General features: G+C 62.2%; 12 protein-coding genes. 5 read left to right on the top strand and 7 right to left on the bottom strand.

Annotated features, from left to right (window positions below):
* Positions 1–63: 63 nt before the first annotated feature.
* Together hslU and JOZ76_RS35740 are read left to right on the top strand one after the other, a co-directional pair.
* A complete protein-coding gene (hslU, locus tag JOZ76_RS35745) occupies positions 64–1,365 on the top strand; it encodes an ATP-dependent protease ATPase subunit HslU (RefSeq protein ID WP_291706078.1) in 1,302 nt (433 codons plus the stop codon).
* A gap of 191 nt (positions 1,366–1,556) precedes the next feature.
* The gene (locus JOZ76_RS35740; RefSeq protein ID WP_291706077.1) at positions 1,557–2,684 is read left to right on the top strand and encodes a hypothetical protein; all 1,128 of its coding nucleotides are present in this window, start codon (positions 1,557–1,559) and stop codon (positions 2,682–2,684) included.
* Between the two features lie 7 nt (positions 2,685–2,691).
* On the opposite strand, the gene JOZ76_RS35735 is transcribed toward JOZ76_RS35740, so the two are convergent.
* From JOZ76_RS35735 to JOZ76_RS35725, 3 genes are read right to left on the bottom strand one after another with little or no spacing between them, the layout of a single operon-like run.
* Entirely contained in the window at positions 2,692–3,270 is a 579-nt protein-coding gene (locus JOZ76_RS35735) for a Smr/MutS family protein (RefSeq protein ID WP_291706076.1), read from the bottom strand.
* Positions 3,267–4,913 (bottom strand): murein transglycosylase A, encoded by a 1,647-nt coding sequence (gene mltA / locus JOZ76_RS35730; RefSeq protein ID WP_441300156.1) that lies wholly within the window; start codon positions 4,911–4,913, stop codon positions 3,267–3,269. Before mltA ends, JOZ76_RS35735 begins: the two co-directional genes overlap by 4 nt.
* On the bottom strand, positions 4,891–5,595 hold the full coding sequence (locus JOZ76_RS35725; RefSeq protein ID WP_291706075.1) for a Tim44/TimA family putative adaptor protein: 705 nt from the start codon (positions 5,593–5,595) through the stop codon (positions 4,891–4,893). Before JOZ76_RS35725 ends, mltA begins: the two co-directional genes overlap by 23 nt.
* Positions 5,596–5,984: 389 nt before the next feature.
* Between JOZ76_RS35725 and secB the strand changes: the two genes are divergently transcribed.
* A complete protein-coding gene (gene secB / locus JOZ76_RS35720) occupies positions 5,985–6,476 on the top strand; it encodes a protein-export chaperone SecB (protein ID WP_291706074.1) in 492 nt (163 codons plus the stop codon).
* 203 nt (positions 6,477–6,679) lie between these two features.
* Here the strand turns inward: secB and dnaQ are convergent, their stop codons facing one another.
* The 4 genes from dnaQ to JOZ76_RS35700 are packed head-to-tail and all read right to left on the bottom strand — an operon-like array spanning position 6,680 to position 9,477.
* On the bottom strand, positions 6,680–7,384 hold the full coding sequence (gene dnaQ, locus JOZ76_RS35715) for a DNA polymerase III subunit epsilon (RefSeq protein WP_291706073.1): 705 nt from the start codon (positions 7,382–7,384) through the stop codon (positions 6,680–6,682).
* Positions 7,385–7,411: 27 nt separating this feature from the next.
* Complete coding sequence (coaE, locus tag JOZ76_RS35710) at positions 7,412–8,011, bottom strand: dephospho-CoA kinase (RefSeq protein WP_291706072.1); 600 nt, start codon at positions 8,009–8,011, stop codon at positions 7,412–7,414.
* A 7-nt stretch (positions 8,012–8,018) separates the two neighbouring features.
* Positions 8,019–8,627 carry a Maf family protein gene (locus tag JOZ76_RS35705; RefSeq protein WP_291706071.1) on the bottom strand — a complete coding sequence of 203 codons (609 nt, stop codon included), beginning with the start codon at positions 8,625–8,627 and terminating at the stop codon, positions 8,019–8,021.
* 10 nt (positions 8,628–8,637) lie between these two features.
* Complete coding sequence (locus tag JOZ76_RS35700; RefSeq protein ID WP_291706070.1) at positions 8,638–9,477, bottom strand: pyruvate, water dikinase regulatory protein; 840 nt, start codon at positions 9,475–9,477, stop codon at positions 8,638–8,640.
* Positions 9,478–9,917: 440 nt separating this feature from the next.
* Here JOZ76_RS35700 and hemJ point away from each other — a divergent pair, with 440 nt between their 5' ends.
* Positions 9,918–10,340 (top strand): protoporphyrinogen oxidase HemJ, encoded by a 423-nt coding sequence (gene hemJ / locus JOZ76_RS35695; protein WP_291706069.1) that lies wholly within the window; start codon positions 9,918–9,920, stop codon positions 10,338–10,340.
* Positions 10,341–10,595: 255 nt separating this feature from the next.
* The coding region (gene rho, locus JOZ76_RS35690) for a transcription termination factor Rho (RefSeq protein ID WP_291706068.1) at positions 10,596–11,417 on the top strand (822 nt) is incomplete at its 3' end.

The raw sequence follows: 11,417 nt of genomic DNA, 5'->3' as shown, positions 1-11,417 counted from the left end.
CTGATGCGCCGTGAGACAATGTGCGAGCTTGCCCCCCGAGCGTTCCAATCCTAGCTAAGGGCCATGACAGACTTCTCCCCCCGTGAAATCGTCTCCGAACTCGATCGTTTCATCGTCGGCCAGAGCGACGCCAAGCGCGCCGTCTCGATCGCGCTCCGCAACCGCTGGCGCCGGCAACAGCTGAACGGCGGCCTTCGCGAGGAGGTGCTGCCGAAAAACATTCTGATGATCGGACCAACGGGCGTCGGCAAAACCGAGATTGCGCGACGTCTTGCAAAACTCGCCGGCGCGCCGTTCCTCAAGGTCGAGGCGACCAAGTTCACCGAGGTCGGCTATGTCGGCCGCGACGTCGAGCAGATCGTGCGGGATCTGGTCGAAGTCGCGATCGCCCAGGTGCGCGAGCGCAAGCGCAAGGATGTCGCCGCGCGCGCCCAGCTTGCGGCCGAAGAGCGGGTGCTCGATGCGCTGGTCGGTGCCAATGCCAGCACGGCCACGCGCGACAGCTTTCGCCGAAAACTGCGCGCCGGCGAACTCAACGACAAGGAAATCGAGATCGAGACGCAGTCCTCGGGCGGTCTTCCGATGTTCGAAATTCCGGGCATGCCCGGCGCACAGATGGGCGCGATCTCGATCGGCGACATTTTTGGCAAGCTCGGCGGGCGCACCAAAACCCGCCGCCTGACGGTCGAGGGATCGCACGAGATCCTGGTCAACGAGGAATCCGACAAGCTGCTCGACAATGAGCAGCTGGTGCTGGAGGCGATCGGCGCGGTCGAGAACAATGGCATCGTGTTCCTCGACGAGATCGACAAGATCTGCGTGCGCGATGGCCGCGTCGGCGGCGATGTCTCGCGCGAGGGCGTGCAGCGTGACCTCCTGCCGCTGATCGAGGGCACCACCGTTTCGACCAAGCACGGCGCGGTCAAAACCGACCACATCCTGTTCATTGCGTCAGGCGCATTCCACATCGCAAAGCCATCCGACCTCTTGCCGGAGCTGCAGGGCCGGCTGCCGATCCGGGTCGAGCTGCAGGCGCTCACCCGCGACGACATGCGCCGCATCCTGACCGAGCCGGAGGCGTCGCTGATCAAGCAATACGTCGCGTTGATGAAGACGGAAGGCGTGACGCTCGACATCACCGACGGCGCCATCGACGCGCTCGCCGACATTGCGGTGGCCGTCAACTCGACGGTCGAGAATATCGGCGCACGCCGCCTGCAGACCGTGATGGAGCGCGTGCTCGACGAGATCTCCTTCACCGCCCCGGACCGCAACGGCGAGACAGTGCAGGTCGATGCCGATTATGTGCAGAAGCATGTCGGCGACCTCGCCAAGAACGCGGACCTCAGCCGGTTCATTTTGTAATCTTCAAGATATCCGCTATTTAACGAGTGGTCGTCCTGCCTTGTGCGCAATTGCGCACTGGAGCAGGGACCCATACCCACAGGCGTTAATTGTATAGAAGATAGCGGCACGGACTTGGCGCAATATCAACATCGGTGGTTATGGGTCCCGACTCGCGCTTCGCTTGGCCGGGACGACACCGAGAAGTCGGCATGACCGCCCAACACACATGGCAAGACCCGTGGCGGCTGATGCTCGTCGTCAATGCCGCCGTGATGATCGGGGTCTTCCTGCACAAGATCACACTGCCGCCTTACGTCCCCTACATCCATCTGCTGGTCGATTATCATTTCGGCTTTACCAAACGCGCATTGATCGGTGCGCTGGTCGCGCTGTTCACCGCAAAAGTGCCGGTGTGGCTGGTGTTCGCGCTCGGCGGCACCGCCTGGCTCGCCACGTCAGCGCTCTTCATCGCGCTGTTTCGGCGCACTTTCGGTTTCAGCGCAGAGACCACCCCGCTGTTCGTGTTCATGGCGGGCTCGCCGTTCTTCCTGAAGAATTTCATGCACACACTCGGCCACTTCGACATCTATGGCTGCGCGCTGTCGATCTGTCTCCTGCTCGTTCCTGCACGCTCGATCCTCTTCGTGCTGCTCGCGGCGCTGATCTCGATGGTGCTGATCCTGATCCACCACATCCATGTGCTGATGTATGTGCCGACCATCGCGGTCATCGTGTTGCTGCGCTACTACCTCGTTGCCGGTCTCACGCCAAAGAACATCGCGACCGGTCTCGCGGCACTGCTCGGCCTCGGCGTACTTTTTCTTGCCGCGCAGTTTTACGGCACGATGCCGATCGCGGAGGCCGAGTTCGTGCACCATCTGCAGGAACGGATGGCCGATCCATCACGCACTGAGCTGCTGAGCTACAGCTATATCTGGTACCAGCCGCTCGCGAAGGAGATTGAGGACACCTGGGCACGAATGCCGTCCAACCTGTTGGGTGTCCCGGTGTTCGCGCTGCTGATCTGGCTTCACACACCCTTGTGGCGCTACATGCGCGAGCAGATCCGCGCGCTCGCAAGCGACCGGCACCAGCGGCTGGTGATCGCCTCGCTGGCTATCGTCAGCCTCGGCTATTTCATCATGTTCCTGATCGTGTTCGACTACTCGCGCTGGATCTCCAACTGGGCGGTCTGCATGTTCCTGATCCTGCATGCGATCAAGACACTGCCGCAGACCAAGCCTGTGCTGCCCATCGCGGCAGAGGATCGCAAGACGACGTTCTTCGGATGGATCATCACGCTCATCCCCCGCGTCGGCATCGTCCGGCCGTTCTGAATTTCCGTTATCGTCTGCGCCGGATCCGCACGTAGAGCGCGCCCGAACCACCGTGACCGATGTGAGCCTCCTCAAAACCCGTCACCAGCGCGCGGAACTCCGGCAGGCTCAGCCAGTGCGGCACCTTACGCCGCAGCACGCCGCGCTCGAACTCGCCGCCGCTCATGGTGCCCTTGCCCGTGATGACGAGCACGAAGGTCAGGCGGTCATGATGCGCGCGCTGCAGGAAGCTGAGCAGCGCGTGGTGGGCATGAAGTTGGGTCATGCCGTGCAGATCGAGCCGCGCATCGATCTCGCTCCTGCCGCGCGACAGTTTTGAACGCTCGCGGCGGTCAAGCGGCGCCAGTGGCGGCACGTTGGGCTTGGCCGGCTTCGATGCATGAGCGGAAACGATCGGTCGCGGCGGCATGGCAGGCTTGATCGGGGGCGGGCTCGATGAAGGTTCGACGCCGTGCATTCTTGCCGGTCGTGATTTGCCTCGCAGCGGCTTGGCCTGCCGGGCGACGCTCTCCCAGAGCGCGCGCTCTTCCTCGCTCAGCACGCGTTTACGCGATGCCGGGGGTGGGGATGGCGTCATGCGTTTCATCGGTCGCGATAATAACGCCTGAGGTAACGGTGGTGCCAGTGCCCGTCGTCGATGCGAGGCCGCGGCGCCGGTAGCGGAATCGCCGCCGTCGGTGTTGCCGGGTCGGTCGCTTGCGCGACGGTTGCCGGCGGCGGCGCGGGAGTTGTGGCCGCAGCTTTGCGCTGGGGAGCTGGGATTGCCGGCTTGGGATCGGTCGGGGCCGCGGACGCGACTTGTGGCGTTGCTTCCGCCTTTCCGTCCTTGGCTTGGCCGCGGTCCTTGAGCTGGTCGGCCAGGGGATCGGTTTGCGGGAACAGCTTTGCGATTGTCTCCGAAGGTCGCGCGTCCGGCAGCGGCATCTTGCGGCCACGCGCGAGCGGGTCGAGACTCCTCGGCACCAGCATGACAAAGCGCATATTGTGCTTGAGCCGGCCCGACACTTTTCCGGCATCCGCTCCGGCGCCAAAATAGAGGTCGGCGCGGGCCGGCCCCGTAATCGCCGAGCCGGTATCCTGCGCGATCATCAGCCGATGGAACGGCGTCTTCGATTGCGCCGACTCGATCGGGAGCTCGCCCTCGATGAAGAACGGCGTGCCGTAGACGTGCAGCGTCTTGTCGACCGCGATCGATCGTCCCGGCGTCAACGGCACGCCCTGCGCGCCGACCGCCTCATCCTGGTCGGACAGATGCACCACGCGAAAGAAGACATAGGCGCGGTTCTGCCGGCGCAACTCTTTTGCGCCATCCGGATTCTGTTCCATCCATTCCCGGATTCGCTGCATCGACATCTCCTCTTTCGGGATGATGCCGCGATCGATCAGGATGCGCCCGACCGGGGTGTAGGGATAGCCATTATGCGCGTCGTAATTGATCCGGATCGTCGAGCCGTCGGAGAGCTTGACCCGCGCCGAGCCCTGGATCTGTGAGAACAAAAGATCGGTCTGGCTCTTGAGCCAGCAGATTTCGAGGCCGCGGCCGGCGATTGCACCGTCCTCGATCTCGGCGCGGTCGTAATAGGGCACCAGCTTGCGGCGGCCGATCTTGCGGTACACCGGACCCTTGTTTGGCAGATCGGGTGCGTCCTGGCTGTAGCCGCGGACGAACAGGTTCGAAGGCCGGCGATAGACCGGCACGTTGTAGACGTCGGTCGGCGTCCGCGAGCCCTCGATGACCGGCTCGTAGTACCCTGTAACAAAGCCTGCGCCTTCGCCGAGCCGCGAGATTTCCACCGGCACGAAATGCGCTTCGAAGAAAGCCCGCGCCTTGTCGGCGTCGGCGATTTTTGCGTTCCGCGCCGCCTCGCAGGGTTCGCGCAGCGACGTTCCCAGAGCCTTCGAAACGGCGGGCGGCGCATTGGCAGGTGGCACCTGCTGCACGGTGATCGGTTTGCAGCTCGAGCGAAACGCCTGGAAGGCGGCGAGATGGTCGTCCTCCTTCCAGCCCGCAATATCGGACCAGGCGAGCGGGCTGTACTGGCTGCCGGCGACTTCCAGCGGCAGGTCGAGCAGAGGGTAGGGCAGGTGCCGGGGGGCGGGCTCCGCGTGATGCGAGCGGCGTGCGTTGAGCGTGGTCAACGTCACCAGCGACAGTACCGCCGCGATCGCACAGAGCGCTGCGGCGTGTCGCCTGAAACGTCTGAGTTCAGTGACCGCTGCCCGTGCCAACCAGCTTCCAGTTCGGATCGCGTGAGGTCATGTCGCGCGCAAAGGTCCAGACGTCGGTGATGTCGGCAACCTTGTCAGGATTGCCGTCGACGATGGTGCCGGACTTGTCGCGGGTGACGGAGATCATCTGCGAGACAAATCGCACGGTCAGTTGCGCCGTGCGGTCGCGCGCTTCGGCGGCGACCAGTTCGGCCTTGTCGATCGATACAAAACGCGTCTCGGTCTTCTGATCGTGCTTCTCGCGATCGCGGATCACAGCCTCAAAGCTTTCATAGACCTCGGACGACAGCAGATCGCGCAGCGCACGGCGATCGCCGTTGGCGAAAGCCAGCACGATCATCTCATAGGCGCCGCGGGCGCCGGAGAGAAAGTGGCGCGGATCGAAAGACGAATCCTGCGCGGCGATGGCATCGAGGCCCTGGGCCAGCGCACTGCCGGAGTCGGCGAGGCCCTTCCAACGGTCATTCTGCTGGGCGACATCGGCGCTCGGCGCAAGCGGCGCCTGGTCGATGATCTTTCCCGGCATCGGCACGACGTTGTTGTCTGGCGCACCCTGCACCGCATTGCGCGCCGTGCGGTCGAACGGTGAGCGTTCCCCGCCGGTCCGCTGTCCGAGCACGTTCCGCAGCCGCACGAAAATGAAAACGGCCAACGCCAGGAAGATGATCGTATAAATATCCACGTCGTTTCGCTTTCATCTCACGCCGGCAATGGACCGGCGCTCAAGCTGCTCCTCAAAGGGAAACAGCGGAAGGCTACATCATCGATTGCGCACGAAGGATGTAGGCATGAAGACTGGCCCGGCCAATGGGGGTGCTCCGGATAGGACGAAGTCTAGCCTGTTTGGGCTGTTGGGGAAACCCTGCATCTGCGAGGAAATCGCGCATCTTCAATTATTTAGGAAAGGGTTTCCGCGATCTTTCGACGCGCCCTGCAACCTTCTTCTTGGGCCAGCATCCGCCACCGCGAGCCGATTTCCGCCGCGCTGGCGCGCTCGTCCTTGTGGAAGGCGGCGGGGCTATGTTAGCCACTCGCCCGGACACAGGCTTTTTTGCGTCAGGAGACAATTCGATGACCAACGGTAACGGCACCCCTCCCGAGGCCGGCCCCCCACCCCAGCTGAATGTGCTGGCGCAATACACCAAGGACCTGTCGTTCGAGAATCCGAATGCGCCGGCTTCGCTGGCGCCCCAGCCGCAGCAACCTCAGATCAACATCCAGATCAATGTCGGCGCCAACAATCTCGCCGAAAACGAGTACGAAGTCGCGCTTTCGATCGAGGGCAAGGCCGAAGCGGCCGGCAAGCTGATGTTCAGCTTCGAGCTCGTCTATGCCGGGGTGTTCCGGATCGTCAACGTGCCGAAGGAAAACCTGCATCCCCTGGTCATGATCGAGTGTCCCAGGCTGCTGTTCCCGTTCGCGCGCGAGATCATCGCGACCTCGGTGCGCGATGGTGGCTTCCCGCCGCTGATGCTGGACCCGGTCGATTTCGTCAGCCTTTACCGGCAGAACATGGAACGCCAGGCTGCCGCACAGGAAGCCGCGCAGATCAAGCCGAGCTAACATTGCTGCGTCAGTAAACTTTCTGGTGAGGAGCCGCGCCCTTGCGCGGCGTCTCCGGACGATGCGGAGCTTGTGATCCCGCCGCACTCTGCTCGGTCCCGTTCGCATCGCTCGGCGAACCTTGAGGCTGGAGTCGGGCGTCATCGTTCGAGACGCACATAAGAACGCGCGCCTCAGAATGAGGGATACACAATGCAGCGCGGCTAGCCCGCCACCGCGGCCTGATACTCGTTCCAGATCGGCTTGTCGCCCAACGTCGCCACGAAGGCACGGTGGGCTTCGCGCTCGATGTCGGTCAGTCGCGGCAGCAGCGGGATGGTGCGCTGGCGTCGCGGAACATCGCCGACGATGCCGATGCGGATCTCGGTCGTCTCGGAGGCCAGAATGAGCTGCGACTGGCGCGACCCGGTGAGGTCGACATAGACCTCAGCCAGAAGTTCGGCGTCGAGCAGCGCGCCGTGCTTCGTGCGGTGCGAATTATCGATCGAATAGCGCGAGCAGAGATCGTCAAGCCGGTTCGAGACGCCGGGATGCTTGCGGCGGGCCAGCAGCAGGGTGTCGACCAGGCGCTCCCTGGGGATCGGCGCGCGCTTGATGCGGTCAAGCTCGGCATTGATGAAGCTGATGTCGAAGGAGGCGTTGTGGATCACCAGCGGCGAATCGCCGATGAAGGCCAGAAACTCGTCGACCAGCTCATGAAAGAATGGCTTGTCGGCCAGGAACGCGTCGGAGAGGCCATGGACCGCGAACGCCTCCGCCGGCATCAATCGCTCCGGATTGAAATAGCGATGAAAGCTCTGCCCCGTCGGCATGCGGTTGAAGATTTCGACACAGCCGATTTCGACCAGGCGGTCGCCGCGAAGGGGGTCCAGACCAGTGGTTTCAGTGTCGAGAACGATTTCGCGCATTGGGGATGATCCACCGTCGGCAGCGAATCACTTTCGCCGCTGCGGCATCTTAGCCACCTGATCCAGAATGTCGCGGATGCGCGCACGCACTGGATCGAGGCCGTGCGACGTATCCACGACGAAATCGGCGCGCCGGCGCTTTTCCTGATCGGGCATCTGCTTGGCCAGAATGGCATCGAGCGTTTCGCCGGACATGGTCCCGCGCGCCAGAATGCGCTCGCGCTGGATCTCCGGCGACGTCGTGACCACGACGACGGCGTCGACACGCTGGTCGCCGCCGGTCTCGAACAGCAGCGGGATGTCCACCACCGCGACGGCTGCGCCTGCCCGTTCGGCATCGTCGAGAAATCTTTGATGATACGCGCGCACCATGGGATGCACGATCCCTTCGAGCCGCTTGATGGCCGCGGGGTCATGCACCACCTTTGCAGACAGGCGTGCGCGGTCGACCCTGCCATTGGCCGTGGTGCCCGGAAATGCCGCCTCGATCGCCGGGACCGCTTCGCCTTCATATACCTTGTGGACCGTCGCGTCCGCGTCATAGACGGGAACACCGGCCTCAGCAAACAGCTTTGCCGTGGTCGACTTGCCCATTCCGATCGAACCAGTCAGCCCAAGCACTCTCATCGGACCTCTAGAACGCGAGCAGGTTCCGGCTGCGCAGAAAACCCAGCAGCGGCAGCAGCGGCAAACCCAAAATGGCGAAATGATCGCTGTCGATGTGCTCGAACAGGTGCACGCCAAGTCCTTCGAGCTGGTAGCCGCCGACGCTAGCAGCAACGGCGTCGCCCGCCGCGTCGAGATAGTCAGATATCTCGCTCTCGCTCAAGGCGCGCATGGTCATGCCGGCCACCGCGACATGCTCGAACAATATCGTCTGGTCACGCGCAACCACAATGGCCGAGTGAAGCTGATGGCTGTGTCCGGCAAGCACGCGCAGCTGCTCGAAAGCCCCCGCGCGGCCGTGGGGCTTGTTGAACAGGCGATCGCCCAGCGCCAGCGTCTGGTCGGCGCCGATGACATGCCGGCCGGGACGGCGCGCGGAGACCGCCAGCGCCTTCTCACGTGCCAGGAGCGCCGCGATGTCGGACGGCGCGGTGGCGCTGGCGGCCGCCTGCACGGCCCGTTCATCGATGCCGGCCGGGATCGCCTCGGCATCGATGCCGGCGTTCTCGAGCAGCATTTGCCGCGCGCGGCTTTGCGAAGCCAATATCAGCTGATTATCGCCACGCCAGAGGGTCATCGGCACAACATCATTCCGAAGGACGCTGCCGCTGCCGGTCGGTATAGAGCTTGAGCACGGCGGCAGCGGTTTCCTCGATCGAGCGGCGGGTCACGTCAAGCATCGGCCAGTCGAATTTTGCGCTCAGCTTGCGCGCATAGGCCACTTCATCGGCCACGGCCTGCCTGTCGATATAAGTGTCGGCCCCGGTGTCGGCCCCCATGGTCAAAAGGCGGTTCTGCCGCACCTGGATCAGGCGCTCCGGCGTGGCGTGCAGGCTGACCACCAGCGGCTTCTTCAGCGTCTCCAATTGGTGCGGGTGTGGAATGCCCGGCACCAGCGGAACGTTCGCGGTGCGGATGCCGCGGTTGGCCAGATAGATCGAAGTCGGCGTCTTCGAGGTCCGGGACACGCCGACCAGAATGATGTCGGCCTCTTCCAGGCCTTCGACATGCTGGCCGTCGTCATGCATCATGGTGTAGTTGAGAGCGTCGATGCGTTTGAAATATTCGGCATTGAGCACGTGCTGGGCGCCGACCCGCCCTGTCGTCGCAGCCCCGAGATAGGCTTCGAACAATTGCATGACCGGGCCGATGATCGAGAGGCTCGGGACGTTGATCTCCTTGCATTTGGCCTCGAGCTTCACGACGAGGTCCCTTTCCAACAACGTAAACAGCACGATCCCTGGCGATTCCTCAATTTCGTCCAGAACTCGGTCCAACTGCTTCTGGCTGCGAACCAGGGGATAGACATGTTCGACCGGGGTCACGTTGGCGTACTGCGCGGCAACTGCGCGTGCCACCGTGATCAGCGTCTCGCCAGTCGAATCGGAGATCAGATGAAGGTGAAAATAATTGCCGCCCGTTGGCATTGATCCCGTTCGTCCTGTGAAGGCGCGTGTGAATCGTTGTGGGATTCGGTGAGAGATTTTTGGTCGAGGTCGGCGCAGTTGGATAACCCGGTCTTTTCTTCACACCCCCTCGGATCAGGATTAAGTCTGGGCCGCCTGATCGATCATAGTGAGATTGTGTGGATTTGTCTCTTCATAAGCACCGCACGCTCCGGTGCAACCGCTTGACCTCGTATGTGTTCTCCAGGCGGCCGGTCCCATGAGCTGACAAGGCGGACGTCTGTGAACAAGCCGCCGAGACGGGCGGAACGACGTTGCGTGAGTCCAATCCACCGCTACCCAGACTCAAACCTTCAGAATCTAAATTTATTTGGTTTGGAGGAGAACTCGCTTGCAGGTATGTCTCGCGTCCAGACGATGGTCGCATCAGGTCAAAGCCCTGATCTCGTGGAGACGAACCGATGTATGTGTGGATCAAGGCGCTCCACGTGATTGCCGTCATCTCGTGGATGGCTGGCATGCTCTATCTGCCGCGGCTGTTCGTCTATCACTGCGAGGCAGAGAAGGGCTCACCGCAGTCCGAGACCTTCAAAGTCATGGAACGGCGGCTTCTCAAAGCGATCATCAACCCCGCGATGATCGTCACGTGGCTGGCCGGACTTTACCTGGTATGGGCTGGCGGCTGGTATCTGGCGCCCTGGTTTCACGCGAAATTCCTGCTGGTCCTGATCATGTCGGCGGTCCACGGATTTTTCGCCCGCTGGGTGAAAGATTTTGCTGCTGATCACAATCAGCGCAGTCAAAGATTCTACCGCATTATCAATGAAGTGCCGACGGTGCTCATGATCGGCATTGTCATATTGGTGATTGTGAAACCATTTTAGGAAAAAACTGTGGGTACGTTGCGCGTTTTTGCCCGACTTGCCTAACCGCGGACGATTTTCTATATTCAGGTCATCCCACCCAACGCAGGCGGATGTGGTTGCGTCCCGGTTCTCGTGTTGAAACCGGCCGCCGCATCAGGTTCGGCGCCTCTCCGGCGCTTTCCTTGCTCAGACCTGCGAACCTTCCCTTTTCGACCGCTTTCCAAAAAGCACCACCTCGCCTCCCATTAAAAGTTAGTCCACAGGATCATCCCAATGCGGGAAATCAAACTTCAAGACCTCAAGTCCAAGACGCCGGCCGAACTCGTATCGTTCGCCGAGGAAAACGGGGTCGAAAACGCCAGCACGATGCGCAAGCAGGAGCTGATGTTTGCCATTCTCAAACAGCTCGCGATTGCCGAGACCGATATTATCGGCGAGGGCGTCGTCGAGGTTCTCGCCGACGGCTTCGGCTTTCTCCGCTCGCCGGATGCGAATTATCTGCCAGGCCCGGACGATATCTATGTCTCGCCGTCGCAGATCCGCCGCTTCGGCCTGCGAACGGGTGATACCATCGAGGGTCACATCCGCAGCCCGAAAGAAGGCGAGCGCTACTTTGCGCTGCTGAAGGTCAATACGCTCAACTTCGAAGACCCGGAAAAGTCGAAGCACAAGGTCAATTTCGACAATCTGACGCCGCTGTTTCCGAACCAGCGTTTCCGGATGGAGCTGGAGGATCCGACCAGAAAGGATCTCTCGGCAAGGGTCATCGATATCGTCGCGCCGATCGGCAAAGGTCAGCGCGCCCTGATCGTGGCGCCGCCGCGCACCGGCAAGACCGTGCTGATGCAGAACATCGCGCACTCGATCACGGCCAATCATCCCGAATGCTATCTGATCGTGTTGCTGATCGACGAGCGTCCCGAAGAAGTCACCGACATGCAGCGTTCCGTGAAGGGCGAGGTGGTCTCGTCCACCTTCGACGAACCCGCCGTACGCCACGTCCAGGTCGCCGAGATGGTGATCGAGAAGGCCAAGCGCCTGGTGGAGCACGGCCGTGATGTCGTGATCCTGCTCGACTCCATCACGCGTCTCGGT

The organism is Bradyrhizobium sp. (assembly GCF_019244115.1).
In the GTDB taxonomy this organism is placed as follows: Bacteria; Pseudomonadota; Alphaproteobacteria; order Rhizobiales; family Xanthobacteraceae; genus Bradyrhizobium.
This window is presented reverse-complemented; position numbering and strand designations above follow the sequence as displayed.

Bases quoted from the DNA above. Each gene is read 5' to 3' on its own strand.
- hslU (WP_291706078.1), top strand. From the start codon at position 64: ATGACAGACTTCTCCCCCCGTGAAATCGTCTCCGAACTCGATCGTTTC.
- JOZ76_RS35700 (WP_291706070.1), bottom strand. From the start codon at position 9,477: ATGCCAACGGGCGGCAATTATTTTCACCTTCATCTGATCTCCGATTCG.
- JOZ76_RS35735 (WP_291706076.1), bottom strand. From the start codon at position 3,270: ATGAAACGCATGACGCCATCCCCACCCCCGGCATCGCGTAAACGCGTG.
- JOZ76_RS35705 (WP_291706071.1), bottom strand. From the start codon at position 8,627: ATGACCCTCTGGCGTGGCGATAATCAGCTGATATTGGCTTCGCAAAGC.
- dnaQ (WP_291706073.1), bottom strand. From the start codon at position 7,384: ATGCGCGAAATCGTTCTCGACACTGAAACCACTGGTCTGGACCCCCTT.
- coaE (WP_291706072.1), bottom strand. From the start codon at position 8,011: ATGAGAGTGCTTGGGCTGACTGGTTCGATCGGAATGGGCAAGTCGACC.
- secB (WP_291706074.1), top strand. From the start codon at position 5,985: ATGACCAACGGTAACGGCACCCCTCCCGAGGCCGGCCCCCCACCCCAG.
- hemJ (WP_291706069.1), top strand. From the start codon at position 9,918: ATGTATGTGTGGATCAAGGCGCTCCACGTGATTGCCGTCATCTCGTGG.
- JOZ76_RS35740 (WP_291706077.1), top strand. From the start codon at position 1,557: ATGACCGCCCAACACACATGGCAAGACCCGTGGCGGCTGATGCTCGTC.